The 16,236-nt window shown below is 64.6% G+C and carries 16 protein-coding genes; 4 read left to right on the top strand and 12 right to left on the bottom strand.

All coding sequences use genetic code 11. The features are described from left to right. Positions 1-452 precede the first annotated feature (452 nt). Positions 453-1,310, top strand: coding sequence for a PA4780 family RIO1-like protein kinase (locus tag PQR42_RS02975; protein ID WP_408210893.1), 858 nt, complete (start codon positions 453-455; stop codon positions 1,308-1,310). 42 nt (positions 1,311-1,352) lie between these two features. On the opposite strand, the gene PQR42_RS02970 is transcribed toward PQR42_RS02975, so the two are convergent. From PQR42_RS02970 to ftrA, 9 genes are all read right to left on the bottom strand, one after another. Then, positions 1,353-2,408, bottom strand: coding sequence for a LacI family DNA-binding transcriptional regulator (locus tag PQR42_RS02970; RefSeq protein WP_408387592.1), 1,056 nt, complete (start codon positions 2,406-2,408; stop codon positions 1,353-1,355). A 50-nt stretch (positions 2,409-2,458) separates the two neighbouring features. Continuing rightward, on the bottom strand, positions 2,459-3,622 hold the full coding sequence (locus PQR42_RS02965; RefSeq protein WP_408387591.1) for an ABC transporter ATP-binding protein: 1,164 nt from the start codon (positions 3,620-3,622) through the stop codon (positions 2,459-2,461). Positions 3,623-3,626: 4 nt separating this feature from the next. Next, a complete protein-coding gene (locus PQR42_RS02960) occupies positions 3,627-4,544 on the bottom strand; it encodes a carbohydrate ABC transporter permease (RefSeq protein ID WP_408210902.1) in 918 nt (305 codons plus the stop codon). Then, the gene (locus PQR42_RS02955; RefSeq protein WP_408210904.1) at positions 4,544-5,485 is read right to left on the bottom strand and encodes a carbohydrate ABC transporter permease; all 942 of its coding nucleotides are present in this window, start codon (positions 5,483-5,485) and stop codon (positions 4,544-4,546) included. The genes PQR42_RS02960 and PQR42_RS02955 overlap by 1 nt, the downstream gene beginning before the upstream one ends. A gap of 9 nt (positions 5,486-5,494) precedes the next feature. Further along, complete coding sequence (locus PQR42_RS02950; protein WP_408387590.1) at positions 5,495-6,733, bottom strand: ABC transporter substrate-binding protein; 1,239 nt, start codon at positions 6,731-6,733, stop codon at positions 5,495-5,497. A 65-nt stretch (positions 6,734-6,798) separates the two neighbouring features. Beyond that, positions 6,799-8,208 carry a GH1 family beta-glucosidase gene (locus tag PQR42_RS02945; RefSeq protein WP_408387589.1) on the bottom strand — a complete coding sequence of 470 codons (1,410 nt, stop codon included), beginning with the start codon at positions 8,206-8,208 and terminating at the stop codon, positions 6,799-6,801. Between the two features lie 371 nt (positions 8,209-8,579). Next, positions 8,580-9,794: a DUF2252 domain-containing protein gene (locus PQR42_RS02940; protein ID WP_408387588.1), complete on the bottom strand. Its 1,215-nt coding sequence runs from the start codon at positions 9,792-9,794 to the stop codon at positions 8,580-8,582. Positions 9,795-9,945: 151 nt separating this feature from the next. Continuing rightward, positions 9,946-10,197 carry a hypothetical protein gene (locus tag PQR42_RS02935; RefSeq protein ID WP_408387587.1) on the bottom strand — a complete coding sequence of 84 codons (252 nt, stop codon included), beginning with the start codon at positions 10,195-10,197 and terminating at the stop codon, positions 9,946-9,948. Between the two features lie 49 nt (positions 10,198-10,246). Next, positions 10,247-11,212 (bottom strand): transcriptional regulator FtrA, encoded by a 966-nt coding sequence (gene ftrA, locus PQR42_RS02930; protein ID WP_408387586.1) that lies wholly within the window; start codon positions 11,210-11,212, stop codon positions 10,247-10,249. Positions 11,213-11,344: 132 nt separating this feature from the next. On the opposite strand from ftrA, the gene PQR42_RS02925 reads away from it, so the two are divergent. The 3 genes from PQR42_RS02925 to PQR42_RS02915 all read left to right on the top strand — a co-directional run bounded on the left by PQR42_RS02925 (position 11,345) and on the right by PQR42_RS02915 (position 14,177). Continuing rightward, positions 11,345-11,779 (top strand): rhodanese-like domain-containing protein, encoded by a 435-nt coding sequence (locus PQR42_RS02925; protein WP_408210919.1) that lies wholly within the window; start codon positions 11,345-11,347, stop codon positions 11,777-11,779. Between the two features lie 63 nt (positions 11,780-11,842). Further along, on the top strand, positions 11,843-13,930 hold the full coding sequence (locus PQR42_RS02920; protein WP_494478180.1) for an EAL domain-containing protein: 2,088 nt from the start codon (positions 11,843-11,845) through the stop codon (positions 13,928-13,930). Positions 13,931-13,955: 25 nt separating this feature from the next. Continuing rightward, the gene (locus PQR42_RS02915) at positions 13,956-14,177 is read left to right on the top strand and encodes a hypothetical protein (protein WP_408493555.1); all 222 of its coding nucleotides are present in this window, start codon (positions 13,956-13,958) and stop codon (positions 14,175-14,177) included. A 24-nt stretch (positions 14,178-14,201) separates the two neighbouring features. Here PQR42_RS02915 and PQR42_RS02910 read toward each other — a convergent pair whose 3' ends face one another. The 3 genes from PQR42_RS02910 to PQR42_RS02900 form a co-directional block, all read right to left on the bottom strand. Next, positions 14,202-14,636 carry a bactofilin family protein gene (locus PQR42_RS02910; protein WP_408387583.1) on the bottom strand — a complete coding sequence of 145 codons (435 nt, stop codon included), beginning with the start codon at positions 14,634-14,636 and terminating at the stop codon, positions 14,202-14,204. A 153-nt stretch (positions 14,637-14,789) separates the two neighbouring features. Beyond that, positions 14,790-15,188: a hypothetical protein gene (locus PQR42_RS02905; protein ID WP_408387582.1), complete on the bottom strand. Its 399-nt coding sequence runs from the start codon at positions 15,186-15,188 to the stop codon at positions 14,790-14,792. Further along, on the bottom strand, positions 15,181-16,149 hold the full coding sequence (locus tag PQR42_RS02900; protein ID WP_408387581.1) for a M23 family metallopeptidase: 969 nt from the start codon (positions 16,147-16,149) through the stop codon (positions 15,181-15,183). Before PQR42_RS02900 ends, PQR42_RS02905 begins: the two co-directional genes overlap by 8 nt. Positions 16,150-16,236 lie beyond the last annotated feature (87 nt).

The raw sequence follows: 16,236 nt of genomic DNA, 5'->3' as shown, positions 1-16,236 counted from the left end.
CGTAACATATTGTTACCGCCGAGTTTAAGCGATCGGCATGCGAATTGAATGAGGGAAAACAGCAAATCACTGTGTCGGCAGCTACAACAATCTCGCGTGAGTCCGCGAACGTCCGCGTCGAGAAATAAGCAGAAAATGCGGCATAAACCGTAGCGAAGCGTATGTTCCACGGCGCGCGCGAAACGCAAACGGTTGCGAACTCATTCACCCATCACGATCGACACGTCGATTTCCGTTTTCACCGCCCGGCAATTAGACGAACGCTTCTAGCAGATTGAAAGCGCGTTGGAATCATCAGGCAAGAAGCGATCGAGTCACGCGCCCGGTCATGGCTGTTTCCATGCTCCACGCGGTCTCCCCGTATAATCCCGCATGACCCGAATCCTGCATCACCTAACCTCGCAACCGGCCGCTTATCGCCGCCGCGCCGCCCACCGCCCTTCGGCGGTCGCATGAAAACCCCGAAACGTCTGCTCCCGCTGGTCGAGGAAGGCCTGATCGACGAAGTCATCTGCCAATTGATGAGCGGCAAGGAAGCCACCGTCTACGTGGTGCGCAGCGGCGACGCCACGCGCTGCGCGAAAGTCTATAAGGACGCGAAGCAGCGCAGCTTCCGCCAGGCTGCGTCCTATCGCGAAGGCCGCAAGGTCAAGAACAGCCGCCAGCAACGCGCGATGGAAAAGGGCAGCCGCTATGGCCGCGAAGTGCAGGAACAGGCCTGGCAGAACGCCGAAGTCGACGCGCTGTTCCAGCTCGCCAACGCGGGCGTACGCGTGCCGCAGCCTTTCATCTGCACCGACGGGGTGTTGCTGATGGAGCTGGTGACCGACGCCGACGGCAATGTCGCGCCGCGTCTGAACGACGTCGAGTTGACGGAAGAACGCGCGCTGGAATTGCATGCGCTGCTGGTGAATCAGGTGGTGCGCATGCTGTGCGCCGGCATGATTCACGGCGACTTGTCCGAATACAACATCCTGCTTGCCGCCGACGGCCCGGTCATCATCGACCTGCCGCAAGCGGTGGATGCCGCAGGCAATCTCGAAGCGCCCGCCATGCTCGAGCGCGACGTGAACAACCTCGCGACGTATTTCGGCCGCTTCGCGCCGGCGCTGCTGGAGACCACCTACGGCAAGGAAATCTGGGCGCTCTACGAAGCGGGCGCGTTGCATGTCGACGCCGCGTTGAGCGGCCACGTCGCCTTGGATACCACGCCGATCGATCTCGAAGCGGTGCTTCAGGAACTCGAAGATACGCGGCTCGACGAAGAAGCGCGCCTGCGCTACGAGCAGTCGCTGCGCAGCGGCACCTAAGCGTTGGCCGCGGGCGGCGGATCGCCGCCTCGCAAGACGCAGCTACGTCGTGCGGCTCAAACGCGCCGCCTTGATCGCGGCCGCCGCCACTCCCGGCGCCGGCCCCACCGACTCGCGCATCGTCACGCTTACCGGAAACTCGCGGAAAATCTCCCACGTGGTCCGGTAGCACTGATTGACCAGCCAGCGCACGGCGTTCTGCGTCAGTTCCGCGGTCGGAATATGTACCGAGGTGAGTCCGGGCGCGGCATACGCGGCCGAGTAATCGTCGTCATAGCCGATCACCGAGACCTCCTCGGGGATGGCAATGCCCGCCTGGTGAAAACGCGCCAACGTGCTCACGGCCATCGTATCGTTCGCGCAGAACACGCCGGTGAAGGGACGCTTCGCGTCGAGCAGCTTTTGCGCGGCGGCGTAGCCGCCTTCGGGCGAGAAGTCCGATTCGATCAGCGTGACGTCGTCGCGTGCAATACCCGCGCGCGCCAGTTCGGCAAAGAAGCCTTCCAGACGCGTCTGGTTGTCCGACGCAGTGAAGGGCCCGGAAATCACCGCGATGTCGCGGTGCCCGTGATCGAGCAGCGTACGCGCCGCCAGTTCGCCGCCGCGGTGGTGGTCGGCGCAAAACGACGCCTCCGGCAACTGATCGAACGCACGGTTCAGAAACACCATTTTCGGGTGCATGCGGTGCAGCATGATCAGGTCTTCGTCGTGCAGATCATGGCTGATCACCACCACGCCGTCGCAATCGCGGCCAATCAGAAAGCGCACCGCCTCGATGGCCTGCTCGCGCGGCGACACTTCGCCGCAACCGGTCGCGACCACTACGTGACGGCGCACCGCGCGCAGTTCGGTATCGGTCTGCTTGAGAATCGTGCCGTAATAGGAGCCGAAGAAAGTCGGCACGAAAATGCCGACCATGCCGAGCGACTGCGTTGCCATGGCCCGGCCGATGGAAGACGGACGGAAGTTGAGTTGTTCGATGGCCGCCTTCACGCGGGCGGCGGCATCGGCTGAGATGGGTCCTTTACCCGAAATGGCACGCGAGGCGGTCGACATGCCCACGCCGGCCAGTGCCGCGACATCTTTGAGTGTTGCCACGCGGATCTCCGTCAAGCATGTTGTATTTTCAGTGACGCCGGGTGCCGGCGCTACAAACGCGCGCCGCCCGCTTCGTCGAACAGAGAGACATGGGTACTGTCGAACGAGAACGCCGCGGTGTCCCCTAGCGCCACCGGCGTCTTCGTCTGGTCGATCGACGCGACCTGCACTCCATGATAGTCGAGCCAGATAACGCGGTGGTTGCCCATCGGCTCCACCAGCGAAACTTTTGCGTGTTCGCTCGCACCTTCGGCCAACCGCACGTCTTCGGCCCGCACGCCGAGCACGCACGGCAACGCGTTGACCGGCGTGGTCTTGAACGGATACGCCGACACGTCCAGGCGCCAATGCCCGGTGCAGAAGTGCAACGCGCCGTCGCGTGCTTCGAGGGTGCCCTTGAGCAGGTTCATCGCCGGCGTGCCCAGAAACGTCGCGACGAACAGGTTGTCGGGGCGCGCGTAGACTTCGGCGGGCGTGCCGAACTGCTGGATCACGCCGCCGCGCATCACCGCCATGCGGGTGGCGAGCGTCATCGCCTCGACCTGATCGTGCGTGACGTAGATCATCGTCGCGCCCAAACGCTGGTGCAGTTGCTTGAGTTCGCGGCGCAGTTCGGTGCGCAATTTGGCGTCGAGATTCGAGAGCGGTTCGTCGAACAGGAACACGTCGGCTTCGCGTACGATCGCCCGGCCGATTGCCACCCGTTGCCGTTGGCCGCCTGAAAGCTGCGCCGGTTTGCGCTTGAGCAGCGGCCCGAGTTGCAACATCTCGGAGGCGCGCGCCACGCGCCGCGCGATCTCCGCTTTCGGCGTGCCGTTGATGCGCAAGGCAAACGACAGGTTGCGCTCCACGCTCATGGTCGGATACAGCGCGTACGACTGGAACACCAGCGCGATGCGCCGGTCTTTCGGGTCGGCCCAGGTCATGTCTTCGCCGGCAATCTCGATAGTGCCGTCGGTCACGTCGATCAATCCGGCAATGCTGTGCAGCAAGGTGGATTTGCCGCAGCCGGACGGGCCGAGCAGCACGACGAATTCGCCAGCTCGCACGTCGAGATCGAGGTTCTCGATCACCGTGTTCGCCCCCAGCCGGATGGTCAGGTTGCGTACGGCGACGTTGGCCGGATTCGTGAGACCCGCCGCGTCCGCCGCATCGGAACTCCCCGCCACGCCCGCCATGTCCACGGCGTTTGCCAGATTAGCCACGTTTGTCATTGCCCTATCCCTTGACGGCGCCGGATGCAATGCCGCGCACGAACCAGCGGCCCGAAACGAAGTACACCGCGAGCGGCACCATGGAGGTCAGAATGGTCGCCGCCATATTGACGTTATAGAGGCGTTCGCCGGTCGTCGTATTGATGATGTTGTTCAGCTGCACCGTCATCGGCAGGTTTTTGGTGCCGGCGAACACGAGGCCGAGAATGAAGTCGTTCCAGATCCCCGTGACCTGCATGATGACCGCCACCACGATGATCGGCGTGGACATGGGCAGCATCAGCTGCACGAAGATGCGCCAGAAGCCGCCGCCGTCGATGCGCGCCGCCTTGAACAGTTCCTGCGGAATCGACACGTAGTAGTTGCGAAACAGCAGCGTCATCACCGGCATGCCGAAGATGGTGTGAATCACCACGATACCCGGCAGCGAGCTGAACAGATGCACGCTCGCCAGCACGCGCACGAGCGGATAGACCATCACCTGCACGGGAATGAACGCGCCCATCAGCAGCACGCCGAACAGCAGGCCGGCGCCGCGCGGCCGCCAGAACGACAGCGCGTAGCCGTTCACCGCGCCGATCGCAATCGACAGAATGGTGCTTGGCACGACAATGCGCACCGAGTTCCAGAAACCGACCTGAATGCCGTTGCAGTCGAGCCCGGTGCAGGCGGACTGCCACGCGGCGCTCCACGCGCTGAGCGTGAAATGCGTTGGAAACGCCAGCAGATTGCCGAGGCGGATCTCGCTCATTGGTTTGACCGACGTGACGAGCATCACGTAGAGCGGCAGCAGAAAGAACAGCGCGGCCGTCAGCAGAAACGCGTAGACGCCGAGGCGCGCCGGGGTGAACGCAGTACGACGGCGGCGCGGCCGCGCGCGGCGAGGCGTGCCGCCTTTGAGCGGCGGACTGAGCGTGTTCATCACACCTCCTTGCGCAAGGAGGCGCGGCTGCGGGCGTAGAAGAACGGCGCGAGAATCGCCAGCACCGTGGCCAGCAACACGATCGACGCCGCCGAAGCGAGCCCGATATTGGCGCGGCCGAACAGATAGTCCATGATGAACTTCGCCGGCACTTCGCTCGCCGTGCCGGGGCCGCCTTGCGTCATCGCGACCACGGCGTCGTAGAGCTTCACGACCATCACGAACAGCAGCACGAAAGCGGTGGAGATCGACGGTCCGAGCATCGGCACGACGATGCTCACATAGACCCGCCAGCGCGGAATGCCGTCGATGCGCGCGGCTTTCCACAACTCGTCGTCGATGCCGCGCAAGCCCGCGAGCAACAACGCCATCACCAAGCCCGAGGCCTGCCACACCGTCGCGATGACGATCGTATAGATCACCCAGTCCTGATCGACGATCCAGTCGAAGCGCGCGTGCGCGAAACCGAGCTTGTGCAGCACGGCCTGCGCGCCCAGTTGCGGGTTCAGGATCCACTGCCAGACGAGCCCCGTCGCCACGAACGACATCGCATACGGATAGAGAAACACCGTGCGCAACGCGCCTTCGGCGACCACGCGCTGATCGATGAAAATCGCCAGCAGCAAACCGATCACCATGCACGCCACGATAAAGCACGCGCCGTAGATCACGATGTTTTGCAGCGACAGCAGCCAGCGGTCGTTATTGAACAGCCGCGCGTATTGTGTGAAGCCCGCGAAGTCGCCGGAAGGAAACGTGCGCGAATTGCTGAGCGACACGCGCGCGGTCCAGACCATCGTGCCGAGATACGCGAACACGACGGTCAGGACCATCGGCAGCAGCGCCAGCCACGCCGCGAACGGAAAACGCTTTTTGAGCGGCTTCTTCTGCCGCGCTTGACGTGTCTTCGACCCGGCGGCCGGCAGCTTGAGCGCGTGCATGCTGCGCACCTAGCTCTTCAACGCACTGGCGAACGCTTTCTGCGCGTCGTCGACAGACTGGTTCTTGTTCCAGAAATTGGTGATGACGTCGATCAACGCGCCCTGCGTGTCAGGCGAAAGCAGCATTTCCGGATTCGGCAACTGACGCGACTTGTCCTTCATGATCGCAATGCCCTCCTTCGCGCAGATGTCGAGACTGCCGGCGTCCACATCGGGACGAATCGGAATCGAGCCTTTCTTCGCGCTGAATGCGACTTGCGCGGCCGGCGAGGTCATTACCGTGGCAAGCAGATTCTGCGCCTTGATCGTGGTGGGATTGTCCGTTTTCGGGAACACGAAGACATCGCCCGCGACCAGATACGGCGAATGCGGACCGAAACCCGGGAAGCAGCCGAAGTCCTTGCCCGCGCTCTGATTGGCCGCCGAGAATTCGCCCTTGGCCCAGTCGCCCATGATCTGCACGCCCGCCTTGCCGGAAATCACCAATGCGGTGGCGTCGTTCCAGTTGCGGCCGGGCGAACCGACATCGACGAAATCGTGCAGGCGCTTGAACGACGCCAGCACTTTCTTGAAAGCATCGGACTTCACGGCGTTCATGTCGCGATCGCGGTACACCTTCAGATAAAGATCGGCACCGCCCACATCCGCCAGCACCGCGTCGAAGGTGATTTTCTCCTGCCAGGGCTGGCCGCCGAGCGCGAGCGGAATGACGCCCGCGGCTTTGAGCTTGCCGAGATCGGCGATGAACTCGTCATAGCTCTTCGGCTCGCCGGCGATGCCCGCTTTCTGGAACACCGGCTTCGAGTAGAAGAACCACGCCGGCATATGGATATCGACGGGCGCAGCGTAGTAATGCCCCTTCACCTTGATGCTGTCGAGAATCGACTGCGGGAACACGCTGTTCCAGTTCTCTTTCGCGGCGACGTCGTCGACGTTGTTCAGCAGGCCCTGATCGATCAGGTCGTGAAACTGCTTGGACGTATTGAACTGCGCGGCCGTGGGTGGATCGCCGCCGACGATCCGGTTGATCGCCGTGGAACGCGCCTGATCGGCGCCGGCCACCGCATTGTCGACCCATTGGCCGCCGGCCTTGTTATACGCATCGGCAAACTGGCGAATGGCGGCTGACTCGCCGCCCGAGGTCCACCAGTGAATCACGTTGGCCTTCAAGGGCTCCGCCTGCGCGACGACGCCATATAACGCCAGTGCCGCAACCACGCCTCGCAAGACCATTTTTTTGCTGTTCATTCCGTCTCCTCCAGGCTTGGCGCCCGCGTTTTCAAGTCGACATACAAACCAGCTTTTACCTGCTCTTAACTCCGTGCCTTGCGCTCCTTCAAAAATTTCGACACCAGCTCCGCGCTGCGTTTGATCGTGCGCTTCTGGGTAGCGTAATCGACATGTACGATACCAAAGCGTCGCTCGTACCCGAAGGCCCACTCGAAGTTGTCCATCAGCGACCAGAGGAAATAGCCGCGAATCTCCACACCGGCCTTGATCGCCTCGTCGACCGCGGCGAGATGGCGCTTGAGGAACGAGATGCGCTGGCTGTCCTCCACATGGCCGTCGATCACCTTGTCGTCCGACGCCATGCCGTTTTCGGTGATGTAGATCGGCGGCAGGTTCGCATAGTTGGCCTTGAATCCTGTCAACAGATCACGCAGGCCGTCCGGATACACTTCCCAGCCCATCTGCGTGCGCTCCACGCCTTCGAGCGGCACGTCCCTGAAACCGTGCGCGCCGTCGCTCGCGACATTCGTGCGGAAATAATAGTTGATGCCGAGGAAGTCCAGCGGCGCGGCAATGGTTTGCATGTCGCCGTCGACCACCAGCGGCTCGGTGCCCGGCCACAACTTGAACAGATCCCGCGGGTAGCTGCCCTTGAGGAGCGGATCGAGAATCCACGCGTTGTGCTGCACCTCGAACAGATGCGCCGCGCGCTGGTCGGCGGCGCTCTCGCTGTTGGCCGTGCCGCGTCCGATGTTGGCGACAATGCCCTTTTGCGAAGCCGGATCGTTGGCGCGCAACACCGGCATCGCGAGGCCGTGCGCCAGCAGCAGATGATGCATGGCCTGCGTGGCATAGCGCGCGTCGGCGAGCCCCGGCGCGTGGTGGCCGTTGCCATAGCCGAGATAGGCCGAGCACCACGGCTCGTTGAGCGTCATCCATGCGTCGACGCTGCCGGCCAGTTCGCGGCTCATCAGGTCGGCGTAATCGGCGAAACGGTACGCGGTATCGCGATTGAGCCAGCCGCCCCGATCTTCCAGATGCTGCGGCAAGTCCCAGTGATACAGCGTGACGAAGGTCGTGATGCCCTTTTCTTTCAGCCGCGCCAGCAGGCGTTTGTAGAAGTCGAGCCCTTTGCGGTTCGGTGCGCCGGCCGCATCCATCACGCGAGGCCAGGCGATCGAGAGCCGGTAGCCTTCGAGGCCGAGCCCGGCCAGCAGGTCGCCGTCCGCTTCCCAGCGATGATAGTGATCGCAGGCCACCGCGCCGGTGTCGCCGGCCAGCACCTTGCCGGGCGTCGCCGAGAACGTGTCCCAGATGGACGGCAGGCGGCCGTCTTCGTTCACCGCGCCTTCGATCTGATACGAAGCGGTGGCCGCGCCGAGCAGGAAGTTCTTGCGCCACAGCGACGAGTCCGCGGGCGGCGTGAAAGGATCGGCGAGTGATGGGGAATGGGGAGAGAGAGCGTCGGATACAGCGGATGTGTCGTTTGCCACGAATTCTCCTATGTCGACCAGAGTTGGCGCTTTAGCGCTTTACTCTGGTCCCATGCAGTCGCAGTCGACCAGAGTTGGCGCTTTAGCGCCTTACTCTGGTCCCATGCAAGTAGTTGCCGCTGAGGTCGTTGAACCGGGTACTGTGGAAGCTCTGGCGCACCCGCGTCCGAAACTGAGTGGAAGCGCTTCCACATGACCAGCGAACGATAGCAGCGGCGGATTCGACGCAGCAATCAGGGTTTGTCTGGAGAGGCACTGGCAAGCGCGGCGCCGCGATGCGCCGGGCATTGCAAGAGCCTTCGTCAGAGGCAATGCGAAGACGTTGCAAGCGCGGCGGGCACTATGTCATGCGCCGCCAGCGCGATGGAATCTCACGGCTTCGCGGTCAGGTCGAACACGCCGCGATCGTAGGCTTCGCAATAGGTTTTCCAGTCCGCCACCACCTGAGCCTCGCACTGCGTCGCGATAGCGACCAACGGCAACTGCCAGTCCTTGCGATTGCCGAACGCGATCAGATCATCGGCGATCGACGACTTCTGCCGGCCCCCGCTGCGCAGATGCGCCCACGCACTCAGCTCGGCCATGCTGTTGACCACCTCTTCGAGACGCGGCAGCTTGCCGTCCCAGTCGCTCAAGGCCACGCGATCTTCGGAAGGCTGCAGGCTGCGCAGCACATACGAGCGCTGATTGAATTCGACCGCATGCAGGAATGCCTGCGAGACCGCCTGATTGCGCCGCTGAATTTCGACGACGCGCTGCGCCTGCGTCTGCCACGCCGGCTGCGGCGTACTCACGTGCGGCGTCACGGAAGAAGGCAGCGCCTCTTTCAGATCGATCAGATAGTTGCCGTCCGGCGAGCCTTTACCTTCGACGAGGATCACGTAACGATCCACGCCAAGGCTCCCGGTGCCGGCAATCCGCCGCGCGACATCGAGAATGCGGAAGAAGTCGGGATTGGGCTCGCCCGCGGCGAACTTTTGCATGAACTGCGTGACCGCGGCACGCTGCGCGTCGCTGACGGCCAGCGCTTTCTTGCCGTCCACTTTCAGCGTGCGGGATTTGCCTTTGAGCACGGTGCGGCGGTCCAGGTGCGCAACCCGCGTGCGGCTCGCGAGCGCGACGAACAGATCGCGCACCATCCCGGTTGCGGTTTCGCCTTCGATCCAGCGCGACTTGCCGTTCGCGAGCGCCGCGCCATATGCTTCCAGCGCGGTGTGGCAAAGCGCCAGCGCCTGCGCGCGGCTTAGCTTGAGATCGCTCGCGCCGACCAGCACGCTCGTGAGCAGACGCACCAGCTCGTAAAGATTCGGCGCGAGGCAGGCTTCGTCGAAGTCGTTGTTGTCGAAGTAGATCAGCCGATTGTCGGCCTTGTAGCTGCCGAAATTTTCCAGATGCATGTCGCCGCAGATCCACACCGGCGGCGCGTCGTCGAACACCTTGTCGCGCGGCAGACGTTCGTAAAACAGGTGACACGTGCCGCGCAAAAACACGAACGGTGAAGTGCGCATGGCCTTGTATTTCATCGCGAGCCGTTCGGGATCGCGACCGGCGTTAAAGCTAGCGATGGTCTTGGCGATATCGAGCATGAATGTCCTTTGAATGTGAGGTCAAGCGCGGCCTCACCCATCTTTCAATGCGCGCGGATGGACTCCGCAAGCGCATGCAGATTGAGCGGCTTCACGCGAATCACGCCGCCGCGCGGACTGTCGATGTCGGCAATCATGAGCGCCCACGCCGCTAAGGGGTGCGGTTCCACCACGCGGCTTGCGTATAGCCCTGCGTGTCGAGCACATCGTTCATCCCCGCGACGGCGAGCGCGACCACCGGTGTGGGCTGCGCGGCGGCCGACTGCTTCACAGTAGACCACATCGCGTCGTCCTCGATTTTCCTGAAGCGCCGCAGAAGCGCCGCGCCGATCCGCGCCGACAGCCACAGCAACGCGAAGGACACGATGAAAACGAGCGGCGGGTGGTCGAGACTAGTTTGCATGGTTAGCGCTTTTCTCGGTGCGGGTGTTGCTCACCACGCGGGCACGCGTCTAAGCCGCGTCCCGCGCGCCGAACTTCTTGCGATACGCGCCCGGACTCGTCAATGCAATGCGCCGGAAATGCCGCCGCAACGATTCTTCGGAACCGAATCCCGCCAGGTCCGCGACGCGCGCCATCGGCAACGGCGCCTGCGCTTCGAGCAGTTCGCGCGCAATGGCCACGCGCTCGCGCACGAGCCACTCATATGGCGCCATGCCGGTGGCATCGTGAAACTGCCGCTGCAGTGTGCGCGGGCTCATCGCCGCCCGCTCGGCGAGCGAGCGCAACGTGTGCGGCAAAGCGGGATGACTGCGCACCCAGTCCATCAGTTTGGACAGCCGACCGCTGTCGTCTTGCGGCATGGGACGCGGCACGAACTGCGCCTGGCCGCCCTCGCGATGCGGCGGCACCACGAGCCGCTGCGCGACCCGGTTCGCCACCGCGCTGCCGTGATCGCGCCGCACCAGATGGAGCAGCATGTCGAGCCCCGCCGCCGAACCTGCCGAGGTAATGATCTGCCCTTCGTCGACATAGAGCGCATCCGGTTGCACGCGCAATTGCGGATAGCGCTGCTGCAATTTTTCAGCATAGCGCCAGTGCGTCGTGACGGTCTTGCCGTCGAGCACGCCCGCCGCCGCGAGCACGAACACGCCCGAGCAGATCGAACAGAGGCGTGCGCCGCGCGCGTAGGCGGCGCGGATTTTCTTCAGGAGCGGTTCGGGCGGCACTTCGTCGGCATCGCGCCAGCCGGGAATGACGATGGTGTCGGCGCGCTCCAGCAGCTTGAGCGTATAGGGCGCGGCGAGCGTGATGCCGCCCGCCGCCCGGATCGGCCCCGGCTCGCTTGCGCAGACCGCGAAGCGATACCAGTCCACGCCGAGTTCAGGACGTTCGAGCGCGAACAGTTCGGTCACGCAGCCGAATTCGAAGGTGCAGAGCCGGTCGTAGGCGAGCGCGACGACGAGATGATTGTGCATGGCGTGATGTTACCGGAGATTGACGATTCCGCCACTTATCCCGTGCGGCGCGCAACGCCACAATGAAGTTGTCTGAATCGCGACCACCAGGCAACCCACACATTTACCGCTCCCACCGGAACTCACGTCACCATGCCGACCTTGAACACCGTTACCGCCATTCCCGCCGCCGACAGCGCGGCCGCGCAAGCACACTTCCAGGCCTCGCTGCAGTTCGAAACCGATTGCGCCGATGTACACGACGCGCTCGCGAGCGGCGCGCCCGGCTTCGTGCTGCTCGACGTACGTGGCCCCGCGCTGTTCGCGCAGGGTCATGTGCCGGGCGCGCTCAATCTGCCGCACGGCAAGATCGTGGCTTCGAAGCTCGCCGGCTATCCGCCGGAGACGCTCTTCGTCACGTACTGCGCGGGGCCGCATTGCAACGGCGCCGCGCGCGGCGCGCTGCGCCTCGCCCAGTTGGGGCGGCCCGTCAAGCTGATGAGCGGCGGCATCACCGGCTGGCTCGACGAAGGCTTCGCCCTCGCACAGGCGGCACACGCCGGCCAGACGGTCGAAGCCAATGGCTAACATATTGAAAATCAATTAAATAAAAGCCCCGAACGGTCGATAACAAGTTCAGCCGCTTCCCTCCTGGCGGTTGGACTAAACATGCAGAGCTCATACAACCTTTGGCTGGTCACCATCTCATTCGTCGTGGCGACGCTGGCGTCGTACACGGCGCTCGATCTGACCGGCCGCATTTTCCTGCTGGCATCGGCGCGGCTGCGGCACGCCTGGCGGCTGGGCGGCGCCGCCGCGCTCGGCGTCGGCATCTGGTCGATGCACTTCATCGCGATGCTCGCCTTTTCGCTGCCGATCCCGCTCGGCTACGACTTCACGACGACCGCCGCGTCGCTCGGGCTCGCGGTCGGTGCTTCCTATCTGGCCCTGTACGTCACGACCCATGTGCGGCTCACGGCGGGCCGCCTGCTGGCGGGCGGCGTGGTAATGGGGTTCGGCATTGCCGGCATGCACTACACCGGCATGGCGGCGATGCGGATGGCGCCGGGCATCCGCTATCAGCCGGCGTGGTTCGCGGGCTCGCTCGCGATCGCGATCGGCGCGTCGACCGCCGCGCTGTGGATGGCCCGCGCGCTCAGCAACGACGACGCGCGCCACGTGGTACGCAAGCGTCTGGCCGCGGCACTGGTGATGGCCGTCGCGATCAGTGGCATGCATTACGCCGCCATGGCCGCCGCGGAGTTTCCGCTCGGCGCCGTCTGCGGCGCGGCCAAAGGCGTGAACGCCACGTGGCTCGCGACCTCGGTGATCCTGCTCACCTTTGCCATTCTGATCGTCACGCTGATGCTGTCGCGTTTCGACGCGCGCACAGACTTTCTGGTCGGCGCGGTGTCGACTCTGAACGGCCAGATCGTGCGGCTCGCCACGCTCGACACGCTCACCGGCCTGCCGAACCGCAGCACGCTGACCGAGCGCATCGAACGCGCGATCCTCAGCGCGCGCCGGCAGCGCACGCTGTTCGCCATCCTCTTCATGGACCTCGACGGCTTCAAGACCATCAACGATTCGCTCGGCCACTCGGCCGGCGACCAGGTCCTGACCGCGTTCGCGCAGCGCCTGCTGCTGTGCGTGCGCTCGGGCGACACCGTGGCGCGGCTAGGCGGCGACGAATTCGTGGTGTTGTCCGAAAACCTCGGCTCGCGCGAAGACGCCGGCGCGCTCGCTGAAGGCGTGCTCGAGCGCATGCGCCTCGGCGTGTGGACCGACTCGCAACCGCTGCAGGTGATGCCGAGCATCGGCATTGCCCTCTATCCGCACGACGGCGACACCGTCGAAACGCTGTTGAAGCACGCCGACGCGGCCATGTACGAAGCCAAACGCGCGGGCCGCAGCACCTATCGCTTCTTCGAACGCAGCATGAACGAGGCCGCCACGCGCACGCTGCAGATTCAGAACGCGTTGCACGAAGCGCTCGCCGCCGGTCATCTCTCGCTGCACTTCCAGCCGAAGTTTCATGGCACCGGCAACTCGCTGGCGGGCGCCGAAGCGCTGATCCGTCTGCATCATCCGCAACTCGGCACGTTGACGCCGCTCGAGTTCATTCCGATCGCCGAGCGCTCGGGGCAGATCGTTCAGATCGGCTATTGGGTCGTGCGCGAAACGTGCCGGCAGATTCGCCAATGGGTCTCGCAAGGCCTGCCGTCGATGAAAGTGGCGATCAACCTGTCGCCGCGCCAGTTGCTGCAGCCGAACCTGGTAGCGAGCATGCTCGAGATCGTCAAGTCAGAAGGCGTGGCCTGCGAGCAGATCATGTTCGAAATCACCGAAACGGTGGCCATGCACGACGCGCCCAAAACCATCGAAATGATCCGCGAATTCCAGGCGAGCGGCTTCGAGATCGCGATCGACGACTTCGGCACCGGCTATTCGAGCCTCGCCTATCTGCAGCGTTTTCGCGTCAAGCAACTGAAGATCGACCGCTTCTTCACCAACGGCCTCGACGCGCACGGCCCGGAAGGCAGCGCGATCGTGTCGGCGATCATCGCGCTCGCGCACTCGCTGGAAATGGATGTGGTGGCCGAGGGCGTCGAAACCGAATCGCAACTCGACATGCTCAAGTCGATGATGTGCGATGAGATGCAGGGGTTCCTGCTCGGCAAGCCGCTCAGCGCCGACGACTTCGGCAACCTGCTGCGGGAAAGAATGGTGGCCGCGTGAGCCTGACGATCGTCTGAAGCGCGTGGTGTTCGCGAGCGACCTGCTGCTGGCGAGCGGGCTGATCGTGCTGGCTTTCAAACTGCAGATCGTCGAGCGGGACATGCTCGCCACGCTCGATCGCGGCGCCATGGAACGTCTCGCCACGAGCCGCGAAATGCGCGCGGAACGCAACGTGCGTGGCGGGCTCGGCGACACGCTCGGCCACGACGCGCCGGCACAGCGCCAGCCGCTGCCGCGAACGGTCTGATTCACCAGGCAGGCGCCGCGCCGCCTAGCCGGCCTTGCGCTCGTCGAAGGCGCTGTCGGCCACCGATACCAGATGCGGCGTCGCCAGCTGCGCCGCGTCCCGCTTGGTGAGCTTGCCGTCCACCGAGGCGCCGCAATCCATCCGCAACTGCTGGTAGTAGATGTTGCCGGTCACATGGGCATTGCTCTGCAACTCGACGAAGTGATCGGCAATCACATCGCCGACGATCCTGCCGTTGACCACCACGTCGTAGCCGTGCACGTTGCCTTCGATCGAGCCGCGGTCGCTCAGGACCAGCAGCGTCTGGCCGCCCGGCTCGCCGCTGATGTTGCCCGTCACGTGGCCGTCCATGCGCAGGCCGTCGCTGAACTGCAGGTCGCCGGTGATGCGCACGTCGTGAGCGACCAGGGTGGCGAGCTTGGTCTGCTGGATGCCCGCGGTTTTTTTCTTCTTGAACATAACGATTCCTGGAAATGAAAAAGGTCGTCGCGTGATGCTGGGCGTGGCGACGAGCCGGGAGTGGCGGGTGCGGTTGCTGGTTTGTGGTTGGTCGCTTGCCCTTGCTAGTTCGTGCTGCTGGGCTTGCGTTGCCGGTCTGCGCGCTGCGCACGCTCAACGGCGCGGCGCTCCGGCGGGTGCCGGCGTCCGGCCCTTGCTCTGGCCGCGCAGAAATTGCAATTCCGCGTTGAGCCGCGCGACCTCGGCCGCAGCACCGTCCGCCGCCTTCTGCACCGCGGCGCGCGCCGCCGACTCTTGCGCCAGGGCGAGCCGCGCGCGGGTCAGCTCGGTCTGCTTCGCCGTTTCGTCGACGGGCGCCGGGATGCACTGCTCCCGCGGCATGCCGGCGCGCCTTACCTGCCATGCCGTGAGCGCCGCCGCGCCCGCGCAGGCGCAAAGCACGCTCACCACGGCCCACACCGTCACCCGAAAAGCCAGCGAGCGCGCGGGCCGAAGCGTGTAGGCGCGGTGGGTCAGACTGCCCGCGTCGCGCGGAAAGCGTCGGTCAACCATGAGGCGTGGGCGAGAAAAGCGCGAGGTAGGCGGCCGGGTTGACCGGCGCACCGTCGACGAGGACTTCGAAATGCAGATGCGGACCGGTGGAGCGGCCGGTCGAGCCGACATCGGCGATGTATTGACGCGGCAGCACCAGGTCGCCGACATGCACGACAATGCGCGACGCATGGCCGTAGCGAGTCATGAGCCCGTTGCCGTGATCGACTTCGACTGCGTTGCCATAGCCCGATTTCTCACCGGCGAAGACCACGCGGCCGCCCGCTGCCGCCAGAATCGGCGTGCCGGTTTTGGCGACCAGATCGAGGCCCGGATGAAAGCTCAGCCGATGCGTGAACGGATCGGTGCGATTGCCGAATGGCGAGCCGAAGCGCGCGCTGTCGGCGGGCATGCGGCCCGGAAAGGCGGCGTACGCGATAGCGTGATCGGCGGTCTGCTGTTCGAGCGCGGACAGGGTCGCGGCAATGCAATCCAGTTGCTGGCCGGTGTGCTCGGCATCGGCATGCCGGCCCGATGAAGACGTGAGGTCGCTACAGGGGCGCGGCGGCAACGAAGGGCCGCCCTCGCCTTCGCTGTCGGCGGCGGAGGTGTCGGGTTCGGACGCCGCGCCCGGCGTCGCTGGCGCGCGCGGCGCGAGCCGCGGCGTGTTCAGGCGTGCCTCGAAATCCCGCAAGTCGCCGACCTGCGCCGTGAGCCGGGCGATGCGCGGTTCGATCTGCGCCACCGAGGCGTTCAACTTGCCGAGTTGATCGATCGCGTAGTCGTGCTCGACGCGGACCGCCGCCTGATCGCCTGACCCGTTGCGCGCGGACCAGTGCGTCCCGATCGCGAAGCCCGCGGCGAGCGCCAGCACGGCCGTGCCGCCGGCCGCGCTCAAGGCGAGCGTCAGCGCGGTGCGGCGCGTGACGAAGCCGACCGAGCCGCTGGCAAGCTGACTGCCGGCGCGAAACACGGAAGCCATCAGCGGCTCCCCGCGCGCGATGGGCTCGCGACGCGCGCACGTACGCGTGCGGCACAACGCATGGTCGAAACCGGCAACGCGTTCAGC

This window comes from Paraburkholderia sediminicola (assembly GCF_046027355.1).
Taxonomy (GTDB): domain Bacteria; phylum Pseudomonadota; class Gammaproteobacteria; order Burkholderiales; family Burkholderiaceae; genus Paraburkholderia; species Paraburkholderia sediminicola_B.
Note: the sequence above shows the minus strand (reverse complement) of the source record. Positions and strands in the feature narration are given on the sequence as shown.

Bases quoted from the DNA above. Each gene is read 5' to 3' on its own strand.
- PQR42_RS02975 (WP_408210893.1), top strand. From the start codon at position 453: ATGAAAACCCCGAAACGTCTGCTCCCGCTGGTCGAGGAAGGCCTGATC.
- PQR42_RS02965 (WP_408387591.1), bottom strand. From the start codon at position 3,622: ATGACAAACGTGGCTAATCTGGCAAACGCCGTGGACATGGCGGGCGTG.
- PQR42_RS02960 (WP_408210902.1), bottom strand. From the start codon at position 4,544: ATGAACACGCTCAGTCCGCCGCTCAAAGGCGGCACGCCTCGCCGCGCG.
- PQR42_RS02955 (WP_408210904.1), bottom strand. From the start codon at position 5,485: ATGCACGCGCTCAAGCTGCCGGCCGCCGGGTCGAAGACACGTCAAGCG.
- PQR42_RS02950 (WP_408387590.1), bottom strand. From the start codon at position 6,733: ATGAACAGCAAAAAAATGGTCTTGCGAGGCGTGGTTGCGGCACTGGCG.
- PQR42_RS02940 (WP_408387588.1), bottom strand. From the start codon at position 9,794: ATGCTCGATATCGCCAAGACCATCGCTAGCTTTAACGCCGGTCGCGAT.
- PQR42_RS02935 (WP_408387587.1), bottom strand. From the start codon at position 10,197: ATGCAAACTAGTCTCGACCACCCGCCGCTCGTTTTCATCGTGTCCTTC.
- ftrA (WP_408387586.1), bottom strand. From the start codon at position 11,212: ATGCACAATCATCTCGTCGTCGCGCTCGCCTACGACCGGCTCTGCACC.
- PQR42_RS02925 (WP_408210919.1), top strand. From the start codon at position 11,345: ATGCCGACCTTGAACACCGTTACCGCCATTCCCGCCGCCGACAGCGCG.
- PQR42_RS02910 (WP_408387583.1), bottom strand. From the start codon at position 14,636: ATGTTCAAGAAGAAAAAAACCGCGGGCATCCAGCAGACCAAGCTCGCC.
- PQR42_RS02905 (WP_408387582.1), bottom strand. From the start codon at position 15,188: ATGGTTGACCGACGCTTTCCGCGCGACGCGGGCAGTCTGACCCACCGC.
- PQR42_RS02900 (WP_408387581.1), bottom strand. From the start codon at position 16,149: ATGGCTTCCGTGTTTCGCGCCGGCAGTCAGCTTGCCAGCGGCTCGGTC.